The 24499-nt window shown below is 34.5% G+C and carries 20 protein-coding genes; 11 read left to right on the top strand and 9 right to left on the bottom strand.

The annotated features are described in order from the left end of the window. Positions 1 to 7 precede the first annotated feature (7 nt). Positions 8 to 775 carry a formate/nitrite transporter family protein gene (locus CLMAG_RS09555; protein WP_066621491.1) on the top strand — a complete coding sequence of 256 codons (768 nt, stop codon included), beginning with the start codon at positions 8 to 10 and terminating at the stop codon, positions 773 to 775. A gap of 501 nt (positions 776 to 1276) precedes the next feature. Here CLMAG_RS09555 and CLMAG_RS09560 read toward each other — a convergent pair. The 9 genes from CLMAG_RS09560 to CLMAG_RS09600 form a co-directional block, all read right to left on the bottom strand. Continuing rightward, positions 1277 to 1771, bottom strand: coding sequence for a hypothetical protein (locus CLMAG_RS09560; RefSeq protein ID WP_066621493.1), 495 nt, complete (start codon positions 1769 to 1771; stop codon positions 1277 to 1279). A gap of 292 nt (positions 1772 to 2063) precedes the next feature. Next, positions 2064 to 2267, bottom strand: coding sequence for a cold-shock protein (locus CLMAG_RS09565; RefSeq protein ID WP_066621495.1), 204 nt, complete (start codon positions 2265 to 2267; stop codon positions 2064 to 2066). A gap of 127 nt (positions 2268 to 2394) precedes the next feature. Continuing rightward, positions 2395 to 3375, bottom strand: coding sequence for an alpha/beta hydrolase (locus CLMAG_RS09570; protein WP_242872987.1), 981 nt, complete (start codon positions 3373 to 3375; stop codon positions 2395 to 2397). Positions 3376 to 3625: 250 nt separating this feature from the next. Then, positions 3626 to 4948: an ABC transporter substrate-binding protein gene (locus CLMAG_RS09575; protein WP_066621503.1), complete on the bottom strand. Its 1323-nt coding sequence runs from the start codon at positions 4946 to 4948 to the stop codon at positions 3626 to 3628. Positions 4949 to 5178: 230 nt separating this feature from the next. Beyond that, the gene (gene queC, locus CLMAG_RS31595; RefSeq protein WP_066621505.1) at positions 5179 to 5835 is read right to left on the bottom strand and encodes a 7-cyano-7-deazaguanine synthase QueC; all 657 of its coding nucleotides are present in this window, start codon (positions 5833 to 5835) and stop codon (positions 5179 to 5181) included. A 15-nt stretch (positions 5836 to 5850) separates the two neighbouring features. Continuing rightward, positions 5851 to 6441 (bottom strand): GTP cyclohydrolase I FolE, encoded by a 591-nt coding sequence (gene folE / locus CLMAG_RS31600; RefSeq protein ID WP_066621507.1) that lies wholly within the window; start codon positions 6439 to 6441, stop codon positions 5851 to 5853. A 4-nt stretch (positions 6442 to 6445) separates the two neighbouring features. After that, the gene (gene queE, locus CLMAG_RS09590; protein WP_066621509.1) at positions 6446 to 7111 is read right to left on the bottom strand and encodes a putative 7-carboxy-7-deazaguanine synthase QueE; all 666 of its coding nucleotides are present in this window, start codon (positions 7109 to 7111) and stop codon (positions 6446 to 6448) included. Further along, positions 7112 to 7543 carry a 6-carboxytetrahydropterin synthase QueD gene (gene queD, locus CLMAG_RS09595; protein WP_066621511.1) on the bottom strand — a complete coding sequence of 144 codons (432 nt, stop codon included), beginning with the start codon at positions 7541 to 7543 and terminating at the stop codon, positions 7112 to 7114. It lies immediately after the preceding gene. A 380-nt stretch (positions 7544 to 7923) separates the two neighbouring features. Next, positions 7924 to 9318: a PLP-dependent cysteine synthase family protein gene (locus tag CLMAG_RS09600; protein ID WP_066621513.1), complete on the bottom strand. Its 1395-nt coding sequence runs from the start codon at positions 9316 to 9318 to the stop codon at positions 7924 to 7926. A gap of 340 nt (positions 9319 to 9658) precedes the next feature. On the opposite strand from CLMAG_RS09600, the gene xdhA reads away from it, so the two are divergent. From xdhA to xdh, 10 genes are all read left to right on the top strand, one after another. Next, positions 9659 to 11950, top strand: a complete 2292-nt coding sequence (xdhA, locus tag CLMAG_RS09605) for a xanthine dehydrogenase molybdenum-binding subunit XdhA (protein ID WP_066621514.1) — start codon at positions 9659 to 9661, stop codon at positions 11948 to 11950. 15 nt (positions 11951 to 11965) lie between these two features. Continuing rightward, a complete protein-coding gene (gene xdhB, locus CLMAG_RS09610) occupies positions 11966 to 12847 on the top strand; it encodes a xanthine dehydrogenase subunit XdhB (RefSeq protein WP_066621515.1) in 882 nt (293 codons plus the stop codon). Continuing rightward, positions 12840 to 13325, top strand: coding sequence for a xanthine dehydrogenase subunit XdhC (gene xdhC, locus CLMAG_RS09615; RefSeq protein ID WP_066621516.1), 486 nt, complete (start codon positions 12840 to 12842; stop codon positions 13323 to 13325). Before xdhB ends, xdhC begins: the two co-directional genes overlap by 8 nt. A 28-nt stretch (positions 13326 to 13353) precedes the next feature. After that, complete coding sequence (gene ygeW / locus CLMAG_RS09620) at positions 13354 to 14550, top strand: knotted carbamoyltransferase YgeW (RefSeq protein WP_066621517.1); 1197 nt, start codon at positions 13354 to 13356, stop codon at positions 14548 to 14550. Between the two features lie 23 nt (positions 14551 to 14573). Beyond that, entirely contained in the window at positions 14574 to 16340 is a 1767-nt protein-coding gene (locus tag CLMAG_RS09625) for a hypothetical protein (RefSeq protein ID WP_066621518.1), read from the top strand. 62 nt (positions 16341 to 16402) lie between these two features. Beyond that, complete coding sequence (ssnA, locus tag CLMAG_RS09630) at positions 16403 to 17731, top strand: putative aminohydrolase SsnA (protein ID WP_066621519.1); 1329 nt, start codon at positions 16403 to 16405, stop codon at positions 17729 to 17731. A gap of 71 nt (positions 17732 to 17802) precedes the next feature. Then, positions 17803 to 18618, top strand: a complete 816-nt coding sequence (gene yqeB / locus CLMAG_RS09635) for a selenium-dependent molybdenum cofactor biosynthesis protein YqeB (RefSeq protein ID WP_139264086.1) — start codon at positions 17803 to 17805, stop codon at positions 18616 to 18618. Between the two features lie 58 nt (positions 18619 to 18676). Continuing rightward, positions 18677 to 19930 (top strand): YgeY family selenium metabolism-linked hydrolase, encoded by a 1254-nt coding sequence (locus tag CLMAG_RS09640; protein WP_066621521.1) that lies wholly within the window; start codon positions 18677 to 18679, stop codon positions 19928 to 19930. 591 nt (positions 19931 to 20521) lie between these two features. Beyond that, entirely contained in the window at positions 20522 to 21916 is a 1395-nt protein-coding gene (gene hydA, locus CLMAG_RS09645) for a dihydropyrimidinase (RefSeq protein WP_066621523.1), read from the top strand. A gap of 4 nt (positions 21917 to 21920) precedes the next feature. After that, on the top strand, positions 21921 to 24479 hold the full coding sequence (gene xdh / locus CLMAG_RS09650) for a selenium-dependent xanthine dehydrogenase (RefSeq protein ID WP_066622989.1): 2559 nt from the start codon (positions 21921 to 21923) through the stop codon (positions 24477 to 24479). The last annotated feature ends 20 nt before the right edge of the window (positions 24480 to 24499 follow it).

Raw genomic sequence — 24499 nt, forward strand, 5'->3', positions numbered from 1 at the left:
GAATAGCTTGTATAGTGAGGAAATCAGTAATCTAAGTGCTGCAGCAGTTAAAAAGGAAAAATTTTTCGAAAAAGGTAAAATGAAATATATAATCTCTTCAGCTTTAGCAGGATTGTATATAGGACTAGCAATCGTATTTATTTATACTATAGGAGGAATGCTTTACTCAGCTCATTCACCAGCTACAAAAATTGTAATGGGAGCTTCCTTCGGAGTGGGGTTAAGCTTAGTGCTTGCCTGTGGGTCAGAATTATTCACAAGTAACACAATGATTATGCCTCTTGGGGTCTTAGAGAAAAAAGTAGGTTGGAAATCAGTTTTTAATATATGTACTTATAGTTATATTGGAAACTTTATAGGATCAATATTGGTGGCAGGAATGTTTGTAGGAGCAGGCCTAGCTCAAGGAGATACAGCAGCATTTATTTTAAAAAGTGCTGCAGCAAAAATGGCACCAACCTTTATGCAATTATTTTTAAGAGGAATAATGTGTAATATTTTAGTTTGTCTTGCTGCATGGTCTTATTATAAGTTAAAAAGTGAAACGGCAAAGCTTATAATGATTTTTTGGTGTCTATATGCATTTATAACTACAGGGTTTGAGCATAGTATAGCTAATATGACATTACTTACAATTGCATTAATAATACCACATGAAGCAAATGTATCTTTAAATGGATGGATTCATAATTTAACAGCAGTTACATTAGGTAATTTTGTAGGAGGAGCAATTTTTATTGGACTAGCCTACTGGTATATTTCGAAGGAAAAATAAAGAGTGTAAAAAGACTCACTATTGTTAGGTAGTGAGTCTTTTATATTTTTTATAGCATACGTCTGAAATTAAATATAAGCCATCAATGATTATAAGTTGATGGCTTTTTAAGATCTTATTCTGTTAGGCATTCTGATAAGCATTCTTCAATAACATCTTCTGAAATTATAAATATTTCTTTACAGTTCATTTAAGTACCTCCTAAAAATACTTCTTATAGAAATATCGCAACAAAATAGCATAGTATAGACTACTAAGAAAGTATTTAGTACAAAACTATAAGAAAATTTAAAAAATTAGGGATTAATTAGAAGATGAAAAATGAAGTCTCTAAGAATTGTCAGTTAAAAGATTCGTCCGTTTCTAATCTTATATAACTCTAATATTTGAAATATATCTGATTTGCAAATCGTACTTTGCAACTATTCTATAAGTAAGTTTTATATTGTTACAACTTTATAAGTATATCTCATTTTTAAATAGAATGCAACCTCTATATTTTTACCTTCCACGGGAAAGCATTCCTTTAACAATGTCTAAATATGATTGTGACACTTCAGGACATACTGATAAAATACTATCTATGACATAATCAATGTTACTGTCGTCTATCTTTTTTCCTTTAATATCTTCGTCAAAAATCATAACATCACCATCTAGAGCGTTAAAGATACTAGTTACAATTGGTGACTGCATAACTGAACTATTCTCCACACATTTGTCAGAGAAATATAGCACATCATCAATAACTATAAATTGTCCATATACATATTCCTTTTCCTCTGAGTTTGAGCCATCTTCCGAATTTAAATCACAATTGTATTGAGTATGTTCAACATGTTTTAAGTCTAGTATATTCTCTTGTCTTCTAGTCAAAACGCATCTCACTTCAAGCTCTAATAGCCTGTTTTTCATGTGTTCTGAAAAGTCTTTACCTAATTCTTCAATAAACATTTTTATAGAGATTGTTTTTTTCATTTTATAATTTTTTTTCAATATAATATTCTCCTTTTTATTTTAGTGTGAGGTGAAACTTGAAATCGATGAGTTTTCAAATTTGGTCTAATTATTAGTTAAACCAATTTAGAGAGATAGTCAACCACAATGTAGATTTTATAGAGAAACAGAGTTCCTAAATCTCTGTTTTAGTGGCAATCACTTTCATACTGTGTGTTAGCAGCATTAGCGCGGTAAGTTGTCGGATAAAAAGCCACCTTTATAAAGGTGGCATAGTATTTGCAACTATATATAAGTATACTATAAAGCTAAAGATAAGTATACTATAAATCTAAATTTTTGAAACGTTAGCAGCTTGAGGACCTCTTGGGCCATCTTCTACATCAAATTGAACATGTTCTCCTTCCTCAAGATTTTTTCTTCCAGAATCTCCTTGTATTGCTGAGAAATGAACGAAAACATCCTTTCCGCCTTCTACTTCAATAAATCCAAATCCTTTTTCTGAGTTAAACCATTTTACTGTTCCTGTTTTCATTAATTGACCTCCTAAGATAAAACACATAATCTTTGATATATATAATTTTGTATCAATAGTGTTTTTTTATTTATACTTTTATTGTGCCACAATAATTAAAAATTATGAAGAAATTCAATAGAAAACTTTAATGAGAAATAATTTTATTTTCAATGAGAAATTGTTTTACTTTTGAAATATATTCGGCCTTATTGGTGAAATAGGACATAGCATGCTCTGCACCAGGTGATATATATATGCCTTTTGTTCCTGTTTTTTCAAGGTATAGTTCAAGTGACATTGAGGCTGGAATAAAGGTATCGTTGCTACCGTGAATAAACATGATGGGAGTCTTAATATTCTTTATGGCCTTTATAGGAGACACACCATAAAGTGAAAATCCTGATTTATTAAGTGCAATGATATTCCCATAAAAAACAACAAAGTTAGCAGTAAGTCCAAAATGAGCTTTTTCATCTCCTGCAAGTTTCATACTTAATAATTCTGAAATATCTGAGTAGGGGCAATCTACCACATAAAAATTTACATGTTTTTGTGTTTGATCTAAATTTGCCTGCAGTAATGCAGTAACTGCACCAAGTGACTCACCATGTACGCCAATTATAGCATTGGGATTTACCCATTTTACCCATTTAACTATATTATCAAGATCAGTTTTTTCGAAAAAACCTAAAGTTATATCATTACCTCCACTTTTTCCATGATATCTAGAATCATATACAAGTACATTAAATCCCATATCTAAATACATATCAGCATATTTCATTGATTCCCAACGGCTAGCAGTAATGCCGTGAACTAAAATAACTGTATTGTTTGTAGGTTTACTATTAAAAATATATGTTCCTGCAAGCTTATAGCCAAAGCTGGATTGTATAGATATATCATAGGATTCAAGTGAAGAAAATCTATTGTAATCAAAGCTGTTTTTATAATATTCAATACCTGTGTTAGTCTTATCTATATATATCTTACATATATTTTCATAATACGTATTGCCAAAGTAAAAACCTGCTATGTTTATAATAATGAATAGAACTGATAAACATATGGCTAATATTCTATAGTTTCTTTTAGGTTTGCTTATTTTTACTGTTAAATCACTCAATAAAATCATCTCCGTAGAAATAATAATCTTAAATAGTTTTTTATCCGATGACTACCCGCTCTAATACTCACATCTTCTTCAAAGTCTACGTTGCGAGCGGCTAAGTCCCTGGATTCGCTCAACTAAGAATCAGGTGGGGTTGAAACCCCATCTGATTCAAGTTTCCACTTCATAAACCATATTTTAACTTGTGTTAGATATCCATAGGATTATCGGTGCTAGACAAAGTTTTTACAAAAGCTTATGATAGTTATTTTGATTTTAGTCCACTATCCATTTCTTTTGTGTAAGTATCTACGGACAAAAGGCCTGTCATAAATGCTGAAGAATCCTCAATTATTGATTTTGATGCTTTAGCTGATATGTTATCCTGTAGTAAACTAGGACTAGCGTTTTTATTAATAGATAAATCCTGCATAAGCTGCAGTAATTCTGGGGAAGAATTTTGGGGTGATTTTAAGCCCAGTTTATTAGGAAGATAAATTATTGCAGGATTATTTTGTTTTTCATATAGATACTTGTTATAATATTTAGACATCTCAACAGCCAGTTCTACTGCTTCTAGTGGATGTTGAGAAGCAGCTGAAATAAATAAACCAGAATCCTTTTTTACACCGCCTATTAGTACATTACTAAAAAGCTCCTGTTTTGCTTTGTTTATTGATGGATAATAAATTAACTTGCACTTACCGTTAAGCTTTTGGTTAGATAAATTGAAATCTGATGAACTTGTAAAATACATGGCTGATTTACCAGAGTAAAAAAGATTAGCAGCATCCGTTTCTGTAATAGAATGAATATTTTTCGGAAAAGCTCCCATGTCTAATAAAGCCTTTACCTCTGATGCAGATTTTTTGAAGGTTTCATCAGAAAAATCTTCTTTATCATTTACAATTTTTGAAGCGATTTGAGGATCAATGGTGGAAGCAAAGCCTTCTATCATTCTATATACAGCCGCTCCATCTTTACCGCAAAGTGCTATAGGAATGATGCTTTTGGATTTAAATATGGAAACAGCTGTTTTTAGTTCAGTGAGATTGGTTGGGATTTTAACATTGTTTTGTGTAAACAAATCGGTGTTAATTTCAATTACTTGATAGGATACAGCATCAAAGGGTACTGCATATATATGTTGATTATGGCCCTCAACTTTTGCTGACGGGATTACAATATCCCAAAATTTCAACTGTTCTAAATATTTATCAATAGGCTTTACTGCATTTACGGAAAAAAGATCATTTGAAAAATTTCCTCCGGTAGATAAAAAAACATCTGGTATGTGATCTGAAGATAAGAGCACTTTAGCTTTTGTTTGATAGGCTTGAAGGTCACCTTTTATAAAATCGAAGGTTATATCATAATTTGGTAGTATAGTTTTGATATCTGTCTGAAAAGTTTTAAAAGCCTCTAACTTAGAGTTATCCTCTGATGATATAACACATCTTAGTTTTACTTTTCCTTCGTTGTTATTATAAGTAGAAACCTGTGGTAAAGTTTTATCACATACGGTAAAAGTAGAAAATACCAGTATTAATGTGACAAATAGGAAATATTTTAACCTTACATGTTTCATATAAACTCCCCCACGATAATATTATAGAGTTAACGATCTATAGATAAATAACTTCAAAGTTTGACTTATACAGAGGGATATGCTGCTAATTCTGAAAGCACATTTAAATACTTTTTTATGAGTCTTAGCTTTTCTCAAATCTGAGCTTTAGACTCATTAAAAAGTATTTATAGTGCAGAAGAATTGGCAGCATATCCTGGGGTGTAAGTCAAACTTCGGCTGTGTTTATCTTATAAGTATACTTTTTTAAATTCCAAATAGCCATTTTTTCTTAATTTACAAGCAGGACATTCTCCACAGCCGTTACCTATTACTCCGTTGTAGCAAGTTAAGGTTTCATTTTTAACTATATCAAGAACTCCTAAATCATAGGCCATTTTCCAGGTTTCTGCTTTATCAATCCACATTAATGGAGTGTGAATCTGAAATTGAAAATCCATAGCTAGGTTTAGGGTAACATTTAAGGATTTTATAAAAACATCTCTACAGTCTGGATATCCACTAAAATCACTTTGTGATACACCAGTTATAATATTGTTTATTCCTCTTTGTTTTGCAAATACTGCAACAAAGGTTAGGAATAACATGTTTCTTCCATCTACAAAGGAATTAGGAACACCTTCTTTAGGTGCTTCCTTGTCCACAGTTATATCTTGTCTAGTTAATGAGTTCGGTGCTAGTTGGTTCAATAGGTTTAAGTCTAAAATATGATGTTCAACATTATATTTTTTACATATATCCTTTGCGCATTCTAATTCCAGTTTGTGTTTCTGGTTATAGTCAAAAGATACTGCGATAACCTCTTTATATCTTTTCTTTGCCCAAAATAAACAAGTGGTACTGTCTTGTCCTCCGCTGAACACTACGATCGCTTTTTCTTTATTCATCTATTACACTTCCTTTTATTTATTATAAAGCATCATCAATCTATTGTTTAACATTATATCTGTATTAAATCTACCTCTTAAAGTAGTAGATACTGTTTTAGTGCCTGGCTTCTTTACTCCTCTAGTAGTCATACAGCCATGCTCTCCCTCTATTATAACAGCCACATCCTCAGAGCTAGTTATTTTCTGTATTATTTCTGCGATATCTGTACCTATTCTTTCTTGAAGTTGAAGTCTACGACCTACCATATCAGCAATTCTTGCTATTTTGCTTAATCCAATAACTTTTTTGCTAGGAACATATGCTACTGTAACTTTCATGTTATACATTAAAGCAAGATGATGTTCACAATGACTGAATATCTCTATATCCTTCATTATTACTATATCACTAGTACTTTCCTCTAAAGCTAGATCATCTTCAAAAGTCTTATTAAACATTTGTGCAATTTCATCATTAGTATAGCGCATTCCATCAAAGATTTCTTCATACATTTTAGCTACACGTTTAGGAGTATCCTTTAATCCTTCTCTATCAGGGTCGTCTCCTAAAGCTAATAAAATACCTCTTACATGTTCTTCAATTGCTTTTCTATCAATTTTCATGATACTATACACCTCTCTTGTTTGGGTTCCATATAACCTTGTGCAATTGTATTTGCAGATTAACTCCATTCATTTTATTATCCTTCATAAATTCTACGATCTTGTCCATATTAATTTTGCCAAACACGGGACTAATATATACATTTGTAGTTTCTGTAAGTTTGAATTTATCTATTAAATATTTAACTTTTTCAAGATCTTCCATACTTCCTGCTACAAATTTAATTGTATCTCTTTTTGTTAGATGTTTAAAGTTTCCTAAGGACATTTTATCTTCCATATTACTTGAAGGAAGCTTATAATCCATAGTAAAGCTTGGTGGATTATCTATATCCGAAAAGTTACTTAATAATATACTTCCGTTAGTTTCTATTTCGACAGAAAGTCCCTTATCTTTAGAAAGTTTTTTTAGTAAATCTAGTATTCCTTCTTGAAGAAGGGGTTCTCCGCCAGTTAAAGTTATATTTTTAACCTCTGTAGATTTTATATATTCATATATATCTTCAGAAGACATTAATTCATATGATACATCTTTTTCATTAGCCCAAGTTGTATCACAATAGCTGCAATTTAAATTACAACCTGCAAACCTTATAAAAACTGCTAATTGGCCACATGAGAGGCCTTCGCCATTGATGCTAACAAATTTTTCTATTACCTTAAAGTTCACTTAGTTTACCTCACTTTCTTCATATACAGCACAATTAGTAGGAGTCTCGTAAACTGAAGCTCTTCGCACCTTATATCCTCTGTTTTTCATTTCCTTAAAGAAAAACGCTGAGAATTGCTCTGCTGTTGGTCTGAAATTAACCTGGATTATTTTAAAACCATCCTGCATTAAACAGTTTAAGGTTTCTTCTCTCATAGTTTTTTCTTGTACAATCAATGCATGATCATAAGAATCTACAACCTCTTTAAGATCCTTTTTTAGGTCTCCAAAATCCACTACCATACCCTCTAGTTGACCTTCTTCTACCAATGTCTCTGACTGTACTTCAATTTCAACCTTCCATCTATGTCCATGAATATTTCCACATTTACCTTCGTATCCAGCAAGAAAATGAGCACTATCAAAGTTATGCTCTGTTTTTAGAATATACATCCCCATTCCTCCTAAATTTAAAATAATTGCATCTAATTGCTCATAAAATTAATAAAAAGCAATATTATAACTTTACATTTCTTTATTCATATAGGTTTCTCTTATAGAGTCCTAACGTATTTTTTCCAAATAAAAAAGGGCATAAGTTGCCCATAAACAAAAAACTACCTAAAAAGGTAGTAATACCCTAGTTTTGTTTATAGACAGGATGGTGACAACGAACTGTCTCATTTAGTTATATTAATACTAACCTATTTTAATATATCTGGGGGTATAAGTCAAATTTCTAAAGCAAAACGATTTTAGACTTAGTGCCACTTATCTCTCAGCTTGTAAAACTGGAGATTAGTGGCACTAAGTTGTTTCATATATTTAAATTCTTAGAATCCTCTTGCTTCCTGTAGTCTTTTATCAATAGCTTCCACTTGACTCTGCTTTTCAATCCAATAATCCTGTGATTTTTGAGCATCTAATTCTTGAACAGTTTTTCCTTGCTGCTCAACCCATGTATAGTATTTAAGGTTATGCCATCTCTTACGGTTTTTAAAGGCTCCTTCTTCTACATAGTCAAGTTTTACCTTTTGAAATATTGAGTGGTATCTTACAGCTGCCTCCGTTTTATTCATTTTACCAAATTTTTGGGTTAACTCTTCCATAGTAGAATAATAACGATCAATGGTGTCAGTACATATAGTAAATATGTTATCCCTATCAGTCATTTCATAGTACTTAGCAGTTTTTATTGCTCCAAGTAGATTACATACTCCGGATATACCAAGTATTTCAGAAAGCTTATTTATTTTGTCCTTTGAAATATTAGGCTGACTTGAGAGGTATTCCTTTCCAACTTCATCAGTCAAAAGTTGAAGACCTTTTTTACATTCAATGTCATCAATACACATAATAGCGTCCATATTCATAACATTGTGAATCCAAGTGACATGCTTGTCACCAATACCCTGAATATCATGATCTCCATAACCATTATTGTATATAGTTGGACACTTTATAGGCTCTAATCCCACTATTTTAGCTTCAGAATATAGTTGTTTTAATCTATCCCCAGAGGCAATTGTTCCTGCTGAACCCATTGACGAAATAAAAGCAGATACTCTACCATTTCCAATACCTTGATCATGCAGTATTTTAGTTATTTCTGATATGGTGTTTCCCGTAACATGATAATGAAATAAATAGTTTCCAAAGCTTTCAAATTGATTTAGTATCTTATTATTAGGACTTTCTCTCCTTAACTCCCAACACTTATCATATATTTCTTTTACGCTGCTTTCACATCCAAGGGTTTTAATATATTCAGCACCATAGAAATTTATCTTTTGAAAGCGCTCTTTACTCATCAGTTCAGGAAGAATTACTTTTGTGGAATATCCCATACGAGGTCCTGTCCATGAACCTCCAATGCCATAATTTCCAGTGGAAGGGAAGATAAGTGTATCTTCATTAGGAAGGATTTCCCCTGCTAATTGTTTTTCAAGTACTACTGAATATGTAGCACCTACCTTGTGGCTGCCTGTAGGAAAATCTTTCCCATATAATACAATTATGTTTGCATCTACTCCTGTTAATTCCTTTGGTATAACCATGTAGCAAAAGTTACCTTGATTATCAGTCCAATTGATATTAAAAAGGTTAATTGGATCTAAGGGCGAATCTTCTGCAGCCTTGAGAGCTTTTTTTCTTATGTCTTTTTTTATGCTTTCTGGATGAAGCATTTCATCAAATGTAGGTCCCCAAACAAGTTTATTCTTATTCATAGTTAATCCTCCAATTAATTAAGAAAATTTTAGCTTGTATATGAAGTGAAAACTTGAATCAGATGGGGTTTCAAACTCCACCTAATTCTTAGTTGAACGAATCCAGGGACATAGCCGCTCGCAACGTACACTTTGAAGAAAAGCAGAGAACCAAAATCTATGATTTTGTGTGAATCGCTTTCACAGAGTGCGTATGGGAGTATTAGAGCGGGTAGTCATCGGATAAATTACATACATAAATTATTATATGCATAAGGAAGAGAGATTTTGATTATAAATGTATTAATTAGCAGTTTAGAATTTTTAAGGTAAAAATGGGAAGTTAACTTGGAGGTGTAAAATGACATATAAAGTAATAGGTAATAGTGTTAATAGAGTTGATGCAATTGCCAAAGTTACTGGTAAAGCCAAATATGTAGATGACTTTTTTGAACGAGATATGCTAGTAGGAAAAGTTCTAAGAAGTCCTTATGCTCATGCAATTGTAAAAAATATAGATGTAAGCAGGGCAAAGGCGTTAAATGGTGTGGAGGCCGTAATTACTCACATGGACTTGCCTAAAATTAAGTTTTCAACAGCTGGACATCCTTGGTCGTTGGACCCTGACCATAGGGATATAGAGGATAGACTTATTTTAACAGATAAGGCTCGTTTTGTAGGTGATGGAGTTGCAGCTGTTATTGCCGTAAATGAATTGATTGCAGAGAAAGCATTAAAACTAATCGAAGTTGAATATGAGATTCTTCCCCATGTTATAGATCCAGAGGAGGCAATCAAACCAGGTGCACCTGTGGTACATGAAGAAAGACCTAATAATATCATAAGTTCCTTCGGTGCAGAGTATGGTGATATTGAAGCAGAATTTAAGAATAGTGATTATGTTTTTGAAGGGATATATGAAACTAGTATTGTTCAACATTGTCACATAGAAAACCATACTTCCTATGCCTATATAGATACCGATGGGCGTATTGTAATTATATCTTCAACACAGATACCTCATATTGTTAAAAGAATAGTGGGGCAGGCTCTCGGACTGCCTTGGGGTAGAATAAGAGTTATCAAGCCCTATGTTGGAGGAGGATTTGGAAACAAACAGGATGTTATTATTGAGCCTTTAACCGCAGCTATGACTCTCGCTGTAAAGGGTAGGCCTGTTCGATATAGAATGACAAGGGAGGAGGCTTTTATAGACACACGAACACGGCATGCTATGAAATTTAGCTTAAAAACAGCAGTTTCAAAGGAAGGAAAGCTTACTGGAATATATGTAGGAGATATAGTGAATAACGGAGCATATGCTTCACATGGTCACTCAGTTGCCATGAGTGCTGGAAGTAAGTTCAGACCGCTATATAATTTTAGGTCTATAAAATTTGATCCTAAAACAGTTTATACAAATTTACCGACGGCCGGTGCAATGAGAGGTTATGGGGTGCCGCAGATATGTTTTGCATTAGAAAGTCATTTAGATGATATTGCTCGTGAAATGAATATTGACCCTATAGAATTTAGAAATCAAAATTTAATTTCTGCAGGGCATATGGATCCGCTGACTAAAAATGTAGTTCGTACTTTTGGAATTCCTGAATGTATTGAAAAAGGTAAAGAATTAATAAATTGGGATGAAAAGAAAAAAAGATATAAGAATCAAAGTGGCGAAAGGAGAAGAGGCATTGGCATGGCATGTTTTAGTTATTTGTCAGGTACTCATCCAGTAGCCTTAGAACTTGCAGGAGCTAGAATAATAATGAATCAAGACGGCTCCGTTCAGCTTCAGGTTTCTGCAGCTGAAATCGGCCAGGGCAGTGATACTGTATTAGCTCAAATGGCTGCTGAAGTTCTTGGTTTATCAATGGATATGGTACATGTTATTGCATCACAAGACACAGATGTTTCGCCTTTTGACACAGGTGCATATGCGTCCAGGCAGACCTTTGTTACAGGAGCTGCTGTTAAGAAAGCAGCAGTAGAGGTGAGACAAAAAGTGCTAGAGCTGGCCATGAAAAAGACAGGCCTTTGCGGTGATGAATTGGATATGCAAGATGCTCAAATTATTGAAAAAAGAACAGGAAGAGTTGTCTGTTCATTAGAGGATATTGCTATGGAATCCTATTATGACAGGGTTAATGCCTCACCAATTAGCAGTGATATCACAGAGAATGTAAGAATAAATGCAACAGCATATGGGGTTACCTTTGCTGAGGTAGAAGTGGATATGAAGGTAGGAAAAATAGAAGTACTTGAAATTTATAATGTTCATGACTCGGGAGTAATAATTAACCCCAAACTAGCAGAGGGACAGGTGAATGGAGGAGTAAGCATGGGCTTAGGCTATGCTCTGTCAGAGCAATTATTATTTGATAAAAAAACAGGCAAACCATTAAATAACAACTTATTGGATTATAAGCTACAAACAATTTTAGATACACCGGAAATTGGAGTGGCTTTTGTTGAAAAGTATGAACCTGCAGGATCCTTTGGGCAGAAGTCTCTAGGTGAGAATCCATCTATTTCTCCCGCACCTGCAATTCGAAATGCTGTTTTAGATGCAACAGGTATAGCATTTAATAAAATTCCTATGAATCCACAGGCTGTCTTTGAAAAGTTCAAGGAAGCAGGGTTACTGTAGAAAGGAGTTTTTTCAATGTATGATATAACAAATATATTAGAACCAAAAACCATAAATGAAGCATTGGAAATGCTTAGCAACAATCCAAGACTGAAAATAATTGCTGGTGGAACGGATGTGTTAATAAAACTACATCACGGTGCTATGGAAGCTGTTGAGTTATTAAGTATAAGAAAAATTAAGGGCTTAGACGAAATAGCTCTAATGGAAGATGGCACTATTTCTATAGGGGCTATGGCTAATTTTTCAGAAATCTTTAGAAATGACACAGTAAATCAGTATATACCGGTCTTGGCTGAGGCTGCTGTTTCAATGGGAAGTCCTCAAATAAGAAACATGGCTACAATTGGTGGAAATGTGTGTAATGGAGCTGTTTCAGCTGACAGTGCTCCAGCACTATTTGCACTAAATGCTATATTAAAATTAGAAAGCACTACAGGGGCGAGAATGGTTCCTATAGAACAATTTTACTCTGGTCCAGGCAAAGTTAAAATTGAATCAGGTGAAATATTGACTAATTTTCTTATAAATAAAGAGGAGTATGAGGAAACAACTGGTAATTATATTAAATTTAGCAACAGAAAAGCATTAGATATCTCTATGCTAGGTGTAGCTGTTGTTTGTAATTCCAATTGGCAGAGATTTAATGACTTAAGAATTGCGATAGGGGTTGCTGGACCAACGCCAATTCGATGTAAGGAGGCAGAAGCTTATGCCAGAGGTAAGGATATTACTGAGAAGACCATAGAAGAAATCGGTCTGTACGCTGTAAAATCATCACATGCCAGAGATTCTTGGCGTGGGTCAAAATCATATAGAGAACACCTAATAGAAGTTTTAACACAAAGGGCAATCAAAGAAGCAGTTAAGAGAGCAGGAGGTAGTAAGAATGAGTGAAGCAAAGTTGAAGAAAATAAGCATGGTTGTTAATAATAGGCCATATTCACTTGAAATAGATATAAGAGATTCACTACTTGAGGTGTTGAGGAACAGATTGCAGTTTACAGGTGTTAAGCAAGGCTGTTCTGTTGGGGAGTGTGGTGCATGCACAGTTATAATAGATGGAACTCCAGTTAACTCATGTACTTATCTGGGAATATGGGCAGATGGGAAAAAGATCACTACTATAGAGGGAGTTTCGAAAGATGGAGAGTTATCTAAAGTTCAGCAAGCTTTTATTGATGAAGGGGCTATTCAATGTGGTTTCTGTACTCCAGGACTAGTTTTGACTACAATGGCTCTTATACAAAATAGTAAAAAGGTTGGGAAAAAATATACTAAGGAAGAGATAAAGAGAGAAATCTCTGGTCACTTATGTCGTTGTACAGGATACCAGAAGATATATAGAGCTGTTTCAAGGTCTTTAAAAGAATAAAGCTAAAAAAATTAGGGGGATGTGCATTATGGAGGAAACTAAAAGCTTAATTGAAAAGCTAAGAGGATTAAAGTATCAAAATATGTACAATAATGACTTTTTCTTAACCTGGGAAAAGAGTGATGATGAGCTTTTCTCAGTATTTACAGTTGCTGATATATTGAGAAAGATGAGAGAAAATAATATCTCAACTAGAATTTTCGATAGTGGGCTGGGTATATCAGTTTTCCGTGACAATTCAACAAGGACAAGGTTCAGTTTTGCCAGTGCTTGTAACTTACTAGGTCTTGAAGTACAAGATCTTGAAGAAGGAAAGTCACAGATTGCACATGGTGAAACTGTACGTGAAACATCAAACATGATCTCCTTTATGGCTGATGTTATAGGTATTAGAGATGATATGTTTATTGGTAAGGGAAATAAATACATGCATGAAGTATCTGAAGCGGTACAGGAGGGATATAAAGCTGAAGTACTTGAACAGCGTCCTACACTTGTAAATCTTCAGTGTGATATAGATCACCCAACTCAATGTATGGCAGATTTATTACACATAATCCATCACTTTGGAGGTGTGGAAAATCTTAAAGGTAAAAAAATAGCTATGACTTGGGCATATTCGCCCTCTTATGGTAAGCCACTGTCTGTACCGCAGGGAATTATAGGATTAATGACAAGAATGGGAATGGAAGTATGCCTTGGTCATCCTGAAGGATATGACTTGATGCCAGAGGTAGAAGAAGTTGCAAGAAAAAATGCTAAAGAAAGCGGAGGCAAATTTACTAAAACCAATTCAATGAGAGAAGCTTTTGAAAATGCAGATATGGTCTATCCTAAGAGTTGGGCATCCTTTGCAGCAATGGAAAAGCGTACTGCTCTATATGGAGAGGGTAAGCTTGACGAAATAAAGACCTTTGAAAAAGAACTTCTAGCAGAAAATGCTAAACATAAGGAGTGGCAGTGTACTGAAGAAATGATGAAGCTTACTAAAAATGGGAAAGCGTTATATTTACATTGCTTGCCTGCTGATATTAGTGGTGTAAGCTGTAAAGAAGGTGAAGTAGCTGCTTCCGTATTTGATCGCTACCGTGAACTACTCTACAAAGAAGCAGGATTTAAACCTTATATTATTGCCGCCATGATGTTCTTAAGTAAGGTTAAGGATCCGGTAAAAACTTTTGAAGCACTGAAAAGCTCAAATAAACCAAGATTCTCAGGAAAATAATGTGAAGTTGAGGGGGACGGCAAATGAGTGATAGAATGAGGCCGATTTCTTTTGAAAAGATGGTTACTTGGATTACTACAGAATTAAGGGATAACGAATCCATTTTTGGCGTTCATAAAAGTAAATTCTATAGAAACAATAGTGGAAAGTCAGTAGAATTGCTTGGTGAAAAAGTAGCTATGCCGCTGGGGCCTGCAGCAGGACCTAATTCTCAATTGGCTCAGAATATAGTGTCTGCTTACTTGACTGGAAGTCGTTTTATCGAACTAAAAACAGTTCAAGTCATTGATGGAGAAGATTTGAAAGTATCCAAGCCGTGTATTCGTGCAGAGGATGAATGCTATAACGTGGAATGGTCAACGGAATTAAAAGTAACAGAAGCCTATGATGAATATGTAAAGGCGTGGTTTTTACTTCATGTTTTGATGAAGGAATTAAATTTAAGTGATGAAAGAGACTTTATGTTCAATATGAGTGTAGGTTATGATTTAAAAGGTATTAAATCTCCTAAGATAGATGATTACATTGAAGGAATGAAGAATGCTTCTGGCACCAAAATTTGGAATGAGTGTAGAGAAATACTTATTTCACAGATGGATTCATTCTCTAATTTTAATAATAAAGATTTAGATGAAATTTCACCGGTTATTTCCCCATCCATTGCATTATCCACACTTCATGGATGTCCTCCAGAAGAGATTGAGAGGATTGTTAATTATTTGCTTAAAGAAAAAAACATCCATACCTTTATAAAAATGAATCCAACTCTTTTAGGAGAAAGATTTGTTAGAGATACCTTTGATCAAATGGGATATGATTATATAGTCCTTAATAGACATCATTTTATACTTGATTTGCAGTATAAAGATGCAGTAAAGATGATTAAGCGTCTCAAAGCTGTTGCTAAAAATCTTAATTTGGAAATAGGAGTAAAGCTAACAAATACCTTGCCAGTTAAAATTTTAAATAATGAACTGCCTGGAGAAGAAATGTATCTGTCAGGACGTGCGCTTTTCCCACTTTCAATTTCCTTAGCAAGTAGATTAGCTAAAGAATTTCATGGTGATCTGCAGATTTCATATTCAGGTGGCGCTGATTTCTTTAATGTTGACAAGATTTTAGCTACGGGAATTCAGCCAGTTACCTTTGTTACAAATATTTTGAAGCCAGGTGGTTATGGAAGAATAGTCCAAATAGCTAAAAAGGCAGAAAAACAGCTTATAGGTGCTTTTTCAGCTATTAATACAGAACTTTTAAATGAGCTTGCTAAAGAAGCTTTGAGGGATAAATATTATTACAAAGATATGGGGAAAGGGGACAGGAAAAAAGTTTCGTCTAAGCTTTCTTCTGATGACTGTTCAGCAAGGGGTTCTGTTTGCTTAAATGAAGAACAGAAGAAATGTGTTCCATGTAGCGATACTTGTGAATTATGTGTTGGTGTCTGTCCAAATAGGGCCAATGTGACTATTAACTTAGAAGGAAAAGGTTCTTCCTCTCATCAGGTTATACATTTAGATGGCATCTGCAATGAGTGTGGTAACTGTGCAGCTTTCTGTGGTCGCATGGGAAAACCGTATAAAGATAAGGTGACAGCTTTCTGGACAGAAGCGGACTTTAAAGATAGTACAAATAAAGGCTTTTTAGTCTTAGATAGGAAGAAAGGCCTTTGTAACGTTAGGAAAGAAGATGGACAGATTGTAAGCTATAGTATTGGTCAAGCTGATGCTATTTCTAAAGAGATGGAAACCGTGATTAAGATCTGTATAAGTAAGTACAGTTATATCATATAAGAAAATGGAACAGCTGAAGCTTTTAGGTCTATATTATAATGCTTAACCTGGAAGGAGGAAATATGTTGTTAGTTCGAAACGGTAAGATTATAACTAGAGATAATGCTAGGCCAATTATTGATAATGGGTGCATAGCTATTGAAGGGAACAAAATTGTTGAAATTGGTAGTGCTGAAGATTTTAAAGGAAAATACAATAGTACAAGGTGTCTAGACGCAAAAGGCAAGCTGATTATGCCAGGCTTTATCAATACTCATATGCATTATTATAGTACTTTTGCTAGAGGAATTGCTAATGACAGCCCAACTGCAAGAAAATTTTCTGATATACTTACAGGATTGTGGTGGAGACTTGATAAGGTTTTAACATTGGATGATGTCTATTATAGTGCAATTGTACCAATGATTGATGGAGTGAAAAATGGTGTAACAACTGCATTTGATCATCATGCAAGTCCCTATGTACTCAGGGGCAGCTTGTTTAAAATTGCAGAAGCAGCAGAAAAAATAGGTATTCGGAGTAATTTGTGCTATGAAACTTCCGATAGAGATGGCGAAGATATTGCCGATGAGGGGATTGCTGAAAACGTAGAATTCATCAAATACTGCAATAGCAAAAATGATGACATGCTTAGAGGAATGTTTGGGTTACATGCATCTATGACAATTTCCGAAAAAACTTTGGAAAAGTGTTTAGAGTCTATCCAAGATTTAAATACAGGGTTTCATGTTCATACTGCTGAAGGTATTGAAGATGTAGATGATTCAAAGAAAAAGTATGGTAGGAGGATTATAGAAAGATGGTACAAGAGAGGTGTTCTTTCTAGCAAGACAATTGCAGTACATTGCGTTCATATTAAAGAGAAGGAAATGGATATGCTTAAAGAAAAGGATGCTATAGTTGTCCATAATCCTCAGTCTAATATGGGCAATGCTGTAGGTGCATCACCAATACTAGAAATGCATAGGAAAGGAATCTTATTAGGACTTGGGACAGATGGCTATACCGTAGATATGATGGAATCTTATAAAGTTGGCAATCTTATTCATAAACATGTTAAAGGAGACTCCACTGTTGCATGGAGTGAAATTCCAGAAATGCTATTTGAAAATAACAGAAAAATTACTGAAAGATTTATTAATGGTAAGGTAGGGATTTTACAGGAGGGGGCATTAGCAGACATTATTATCGTCGATTACAATCCGCCAACACCAATTAATGAGAGCAATATCAATAGTCATTTACTATTCGGTATTAATGGACGATTTGTAGATACAACAATTATTAATGGTAAAGTAGTAATGGAAGATAGAAAATTAGGTAATATTGATGAAGAAAGAATTATGGCAAAGAGCCGAGAATTGGCATCTGAGCTCTGGAAACGGTTTTAGAAGGTGTTATAAACTACTTATTAGTGAAAGGAATTCACTATAAGTAAATTTAATTAATAACGTGAAAAGGGATGATAAAGATGATCTACAACTCTGTTATTGTGAGAGGTGGAGGAGATATTGCATCTGGAACGATACAAAAACTACATAGAAGTGGTTTTAAGGTATTAGTTTTAGAAATAGAAAAACCAACCTGTATTAGAAGAAAGGTTGCTTTCAGTGAAGCAGTTTACAATGGAAAAACTGTTATTGAAGGTATTGAAGCAGTACTGATACGGGAAAAAGCAGAAATAATCAGTGCATGGGAAGAGGACGTCATACCTGTTGCCATAGACAAAGAGGGTAAATTAATTGATATTATTAAACCTTATGTTGTTGTAGATGCAATCCTTGCAAAGAAAAATTTGGGTACAAACAGAAAAATGGCACCAATTACAATTGGTTTAGGTCCTGGATTTAATGCCGGTAAGGATGTTGATGTAGTCATTGAAACAATGAGAGGGCACAATCTTGGAAGGTTGATATTTCATGGCTTTGCTTTGGAGAATACTGGATTGCCAGGTGAAATAGGAGGCTGTGGAAAAGATAGAGTTATATATAGTCCTTGTGATGGCAGGATAAAAAATCTAAAGGTAATTGGTGATATAGTTCAGATTGGAGAAGTTGTTGCAATTATAGAAAAAGAAGAGGTTAAATCTAAGGTTATGGGAATTATAAGAGGAATTATAAGAAACGAAAGTATTGTATCTAAGGGGCTTAAAATAGCAGATATTGATCCTAGAATTACTGAATTGAAAAATTTCAATACAATATCAGATAAGGCGAGGAATATAGGCGGAGGAGTACTAGAAGCTATTTTATTTCTTAGAAACACAATTAAACTGTAAAAAGTTAAAAGGGTGAAGTTTAAGTTATCATAATAACTGCTTAATGGAGGGGATTTATATGAAGATGATAAATAAGGAAGAAATATTATCCTTGGCACAAAGGTATAAAAAAGAAATGTGTAAGTTCTTAAGAGATATGATAGCAATTCCCAGTGAAAGTTGTGGAGAAAAAGAAGTAGTACTTAGAATAAAGGAAGAAATGGAAAAGGTAGGATTTGATAAGGTTGAAATAGACCCTATGGGGAATGTGATCGGATATATAGGACATGGAAAACATATTATTGCCATGGATGCTCATATAGATACAGTTGGTATAGGTGACAGAAAATTGTGGAGACATGATCCATATAAAGGATATGAGGATGATGTGATTATTATAGGAAGAGGAGGAACTGACCAAGAAGGTGGAATGGCTTCTATGGTTTATGCCGGAAAGATAATTAAGGAGCTCGGCCTCGAGGATGATTATACATTAATAGTAACCGGTACTATTCAAGAGGAGGACTGTGATGGGCTATGCTGGCAATATATAATCAATGAAGATAAAATAAAACCTGAATTTGTTGTTATTACAGAGCCAACATCTTTGAATATATATAGAGGTCATAGAGGAAGAATGGAAATAAAGGTTACTACACATGGAATTAGCTGTCACGGTTCTGCGCCAGAAAGAGGGGAAAACGCAATCTTTAAAATGGCTCCAATATTAAATGAATTAAAAGCTCTAAATGAAAATCTAATTGATGATGAATTCTTAGGAAAAGGAACATTAACTGTATCTGAGATATTTTTCTCATCACCATCAAGATGTGCTGTAGCAGATGGATGTACTATTTCTATTGATAGAAGACTTACCAACGGAGAAACTTGGCAGTACGCAATTCAGCAAATTAAAAATTTGCCATCAGTTAAGGCTGTAAATGCAGAAGTTGAAATGTATAGTTATGAAAGGCCTTCTTATACTGGTTTAACATATCCAACTGAATGTTTCTTCCCAACTTGGGTGCTGCCTGAAGAACATGTAGTATGTCAGACAGTAGTAAGTTGTTATAGAGATTTATTTAAAAATGAACCGAAGGTGGACAAATGGACATTCTCAACAAATGCGGTTTCAATAATGGGCAGATACGGAATACCATGTATAGGCTTTGGTCCTGGTCATGAAGATCAAGCACATGCACCTAATGAAAAAACTTGGAAGGATGAACTTGTAAAATGTGCAGCAATGTATGCACTTATTCCAATAACATATGTAAGCAACTTTACTGATGAAGTGAAACTTGAATCAGATGGGGTTTCAAACCTCAACTGATTTTTAGTTGAACGAATCCAGGGACGTAACCGCTCTTTACTCCCTCTTTGGGAAGAGGGAGTAAAGAGCGGGTAGTCATCGGATAAATAATAACTTTCCTATATGGGGTTGCAAGGCGGAACTTTAACTTACACTTCGGAACATGTTACCAAACTTCCGCACGGTTAAAAACTTTTAATCAGTTTAAGGCTCGTATTTTATAAAATCTTAGAATTGTCGATAAACTCGCTTTGCTCAGACAATCGAATATTCTAAGATTTTATAAAACACTTCGCTAAGACTGATAAAAAAGTTTTTAAATGTGCTTTCAGTTTTGGTTACCTATTCCTACGTATAAGTTAAAGTTCAAGGTAAAAACCCTATATATACTTAAAACCTAACTAGAACTTATACAGTGGTAGATCTACCTATAAAGATTAAACTAATCAATACATTAAAACGCATATTTAATTATTTTTCAGCATATAGAAGTTTTATAGGTATAAAAATAATTAGCAGTGTAAAAAAGATTTTAATGAGAATATTGGAAAGTATATTTAAGTTAAAGCTTAGTTGATACAGAAAATTATAGTATAGGTAGGGGGGGAGTTTATGGGTATAGTGCTTAAGGGTGGAAAAATAGTAACAGCAGTTGATACTTATTGCTCGGATATAAGAATAGAGAATGAGAAAATTGCTTGTATAAGTAATAATTTGGAAAAGTCCGGTGACGAGATTATACCTGTGCATGGTTGTTATATTATGCCTGGAGGTATAGATACTCATACACATTTTGATTTAGAGGTAGGTTCTACACTAACTGCAGATGATTTCGGAAGTGGAACAAAAGCTGCCTTAGTTGGAGGCACCACTACAATACTGGATTATGCAACCCAAAATAAAGGAGAATCATTAAAGGAAGCTATAAAAAATCAACACAAGAAAGCAAAAAATATTTGTTATTGCGATTATGGATTCCACATGGGTATTACGGATTGGAATGACAAAGTTTCAGATGAGATGGAAGATATGATTAAAGAGGAGGGAGTAACGTCATTTAAATTATATATGGCTTACAAAAAAACTCTTCAAGTAGATGACGGTGTAATATATAAGGCATTGAGAAGAAGCAGAGATCTTAATAGTTTAATGGCCTTTCATTGTGAAAATGGAGATATTATAGATGCACTAATTGAGGAGACAAAATTAAAGGGCAATAAAACTCCCTACTATCATGCTTTCACTAGGCCTGCAGAGGTTGAAAAAGAAGCTATTGTAAGATTGCTTAATATTGGAGAAATTGCAGATTCGCCAGTATATATTGTGCATTTAAGCTCAAAAGAAGGTTTGTTAAGTATCTTAGATGCCAAAAAAAGAGGAGTTAAGGTCTATGTAGAAACCTGTCCTCAATATCTATTGCTTGATGATTCCTGTTATGGTGGAAAAGATAGCACTAGCTTTGAGGGAGCAAAATACGTGATGTCACCTCCAATAAGAAAAGAATCTGATCAAGAGGCACTATGGTATGGAATAAGGTCCAGTGAGATACAAACTATTGGGACAGACCACTGTTCTTTCAATTATAAAAATCAAAAGGAAATAGGTATAGGAGATTTTAGCAAGATTCCAAATGGAGCACCAGGAGTAGAACATAGAATGGCACTTATTTATACTTATGGTGTTTTATTTGGAAGGATAAGCTTGAATGAAATGGTTGCACTTACTTCAACTAATGCTGCTAAGATATTTGGGCTATTTCCGCAAAAAGGGACTATTGCAATTGGCAGTGATGCAGACATTGTAGTTTGGGATCCTAGATTTTCTACTCATATTAGTGCTGAAAAACAGACTCAAAGGGTTGATTATACACCTTATGAAGGTTTTGAACAGCGAGGAAGAGTGCTGTATGAATTTTTAAGGGGAAATAAGGTGGTTTCAAAGGGAGAATTGATCGTAAAAAAACCTCTTGGTAAGTATTTATTCAGAAAAACTTGTATGGGGACGTAGTGAGATGGCTGGATTTATTCTAAATGGAAAGAAGGTCACTGCTGCGGAGGATATGAACTTTCTTGAATACTTAAGAGAACAACAAAACTTAACTTCAGTAAAAAACGGATGTGGAGAAGGAGCATGTGGTGCTTGTATGATACTTGTGGAGGGTAAGGCAGTTAGGGCCTGCATTTTTACAACTTCAAAGATGAATGGTAAGGAAATAAAGACCTTAGAAGGTTTGTCTGAATTTGAAAGAGAAGTTTTTAGCTGGGCTTTTGCGAAAGCTGGAGCAGTACAATGTGGATTTTGTATTCCGGGGATGATAATAAGTGCAAAGTCTCTATTAGATGTTAATTTAAATCCTACGAAAAAGGAGATCAAAACTGCAATTAGAGGAAATATATGCAGATGTACTGGATATGTCAAAATAGTAAAAGCTATAAAAATGGCAGCAGAAGCATTTAGAGATGGAGAAATTTACGATTCAGAACAGTATAAAGGAAAGATTGGAGAAAGGCTTCCAAGAATAGACGCCAGAAAAAAAGTTCTTGGAATAGCAGAATATGTTGATGATATGAAAGTTCCAGGGATGCTTTACGGGTCTGCTTTAAGAACTAAATATCCTAGAGCTTTAATAAAAAGCATTGATATTTCTGAAGCACTAAAACATCCGGAGGCGGAAGTAGTTCTTACAGCAAAAGATGTCCCGGGAAATAGGTTTATAGGACATATTGTTAAAGACTGGCCTGCTATGATAGCAGAAGGTGAAGAGACAAGATATGTTGGGGATGCGGTAGCTTTAGTAGCTGCCAGAAGCAAAAAGTCGTTAAGTGAGATACTAAATCTTATAAAGGTAGAGTATCAGGAATTAGAACCTCTTAGCAGCCCAGCTATGGCATTAGCGCCTAATGCTCCTAAAATTCACCCTGGTGGTAATATTCTCAAAGTGGAAAAGGTAAAAAGAGGAGATGTTGATGAAGCAATAGCCAAATCCAAATACGTAGTTACTAAGAACTACTCAACACCTTTTACAGAACATGGATTTTTAGAAACTGAGAGTGCATTGGCTATATCCGATGGGGATGGGATTACTATTTATACTGGTGGACAAGGAGTATACGATGAACAAAGAGAAATCTCTGAGCTTTTAGGATTACCGAAAGAGAAAGTAAGATCAATCAGTAAATATGTTGGGGGAGGGTTCGGAGGAAAAGAAGACATGAGTGTACAGCATCATGCCGCTCTTCTTTCATGGTTTACAAAAAAGCCCGTTAAAGTGACTTTAAGTCGTAAAGAAAGTATAATGGTTCATCCAAAGAGACATGCCATGGAAATATCTATAACTTCTGCCTGTGATGACAATGGTAATCTAACTGCTTTTAAAGCAAAAATCATATCAGATAGTGGTGCTTATGCATCTTTAGGTGGCCCTGTAATTCAAAGAGCTTGCACACATGCAGCGGGACCATATAGATGTCCAAATGTAGAGATTGAGGGGATAGCTGTATATACTAATAATCCCCCAGCAGGAGCGTTTAGAGGCTTTGGTGTAACACAGTCAGTCTTTGCATCAGAATGCAATTTAAATCTCTTAGCCGAGAAAGCTTCAATATCACCTTGGGAAATAAGGTTTAGAAATGCTGTAGAACCAGGGCAGGTACTACCTAATGGACAGATTGCTGATGAAGGAACTGCTATTAAAGAAACTCTTATTGCTGTTAAAGATGAGTATGATAAAAGTAAATATGCAGGGATAGCATGTTGTATGAAAAATTCAGGTGTAGGTGTTGGTATACCTGATATAGGTAGGTGCAGCTTAGCAGTTATAAAGGGTAAGGTGCATATAAGAACTAGTGCAGGTTGTGTAGGTCAAGGTCTTGGAACAATTCTAATGCAAATCATATGTGACACAACAGGATTATCACCTGAACAAATAGTATTGGATCCACCAGATACATTACTTACACCAAATTCAGGAACTACAACAGCATCGAGACAAACAGTGTTTACTGGAGAAGCTACAAAGATTGCTGCGTTAAAACTGAAAGAAAAAATGTTAACCCAATCTTTAAATCATTGTGAAGGGCAGGAATTCTATGGAGAATATCGAGGAATTACTGATCCTATCAATTCAGATAGACAAAATCCAGTGAGCCATGTTGCCTATGGCTATGCAACACAGGTAGTGACACTTAATGAAGATGGAAAGGTAGAGAAGGTAGTTGCAGCTCATGACGTAGGAAAATCTATAAATATAACTAATGTTGAAGGGCAAATAGAAGGCGGGGTAGTTATGGGACTTGGATATGGACTTACAGAGGACTACCAACTAAATAAATCTGTTCCAACTGCTAAATTTGGAACACTAGGTTTATTTAGAGCAACTGACATACCTGAAATCAAATCAATAGTTATAGAAAAAAACAGTTCATCCCTTGCTTATGGTGCAAAGGGGGTAGGGGAAATAACCACTATACCAACGCCACCAGCAATACAAGGAGCCTATTATAGATTAGATGGCAAGTTTAGAAATAAACTTCCTCTTGAGAACACTTTTTACAGCAAGAAAAAAAATTAAAGATTGCATAGCAATCAAAA

The sequence above is a fragment of the Clostridium magnum DSM 2767 genome, from assembly GCF_001623875.1.
In the GTDB taxonomy this organism is placed as follows: Bacteria; Bacillota; Clostridia; order Clostridiales; family Clostridiaceae; genus Clostridium_AM; species Clostridium_AM magnum.

Excerpts from the sequence above, each read along its gene's own strand:
- ygeW (WP_066621517.1), top strand. The coding sequence starts at position 13,354 with ATGGAGGAAACTAAAAGCTTAATTGAAAAGCTAAGAGGATTAAAGTAT.
- CLMAG_RS09600 (WP_066621513.1), bottom strand. The coding sequence starts at position 9,318 with ATGAATAAGAATAAACTTGTTTGGGGACCTACATTTGATGAAATGCTT.
- CLMAG_RS09625 (WP_066621518.1), top strand. The coding sequence starts at position 14,574 with ATGAGTGATAGAATGAGGCCGATTTCTTTTGAAAAGATGGTTACTTGG.
- queD (WP_066621511.1), bottom strand. The coding sequence starts at position 7,543 with ATGTATATTCTAAAAACAGAGCATAACTTTGATAGTGCTCATTTTCTT.
- xdh (WP_066622989.1), top strand. The coding sequence starts at position 21,921 with ATGGCTGGATTTATTCTAAATGGAAAGAAGGTCACTGCTGCGGAGGAT.
- ssnA (WP_066621519.1), top strand. The coding sequence starts at position 16,403 with ATGTTGTTAGTTCGAAACGGTAAGATTATAACTAGAGATAATGCTAGG.
- yqeB (WP_139264086.1), top strand. The coding sequence starts at position 17,803 with ATGATAAAGATGATCTACAACTCTGTTATTGTGAGAGGTGGAGGAGAT.
- xdhB (WP_066621515.1), top strand. The coding sequence starts at position 11,966 with ATGTATGATATAACAAATATATTAGAACCAAAAACCATAAATGAAGCA.
- xdhA (WP_066621514.1), top strand. The coding sequence starts at position 9,659 with ATGACATATAAAGTAATAGGTAATAGTGTTAATAGAGTTGATGCAATT.
- CLMAG_RS09640 (WP_066621521.1), top strand. The coding sequence starts at position 18,677 with ATGAAGATGATAAATAAGGAAGAAATATTATCCTTGGCACAAAGGTAT.
- CLMAG_RS09575 (WP_066621503.1), bottom strand. The coding sequence starts at position 4,948 with ATGAAACATGTAAGGTTAAAATATTTCCTATTTGTCACATTAATACTG.
- hydA (WP_066621523.1), top strand. The coding sequence starts at position 20,522 with ATGGGTATAGTGCTTAAGGGTGGAAAAATAGTAACAGCAGTTGATACT.
- CLMAG_RS09565 (WP_066621495.1), bottom strand. The coding sequence starts at position 2,267 with ATGAAAACAGGAACAGTAAAATGGTTTAACTCAGAAAAAGGATTTGGA.
- folE (WP_066621507.1), bottom strand. The coding sequence starts at position 6,441 with ATGAAAATTGATAGAAAAGCAATTGAAGAACATGTAAGAGGTATTTTA.
- xdhC (WP_066621516.1), top strand. The coding sequence starts at position 12,840 with ATGAGTGAAGCAAAGTTGAAGAAAATAAGCATGGTTGTTAATAATAGG.
- queC (WP_066621505.1), bottom strand. The coding sequence starts at position 5,835 with ATGAATAAAGAAAAAGCGATCGTAGTGTTCAGCGGAGGACAAGACAGT.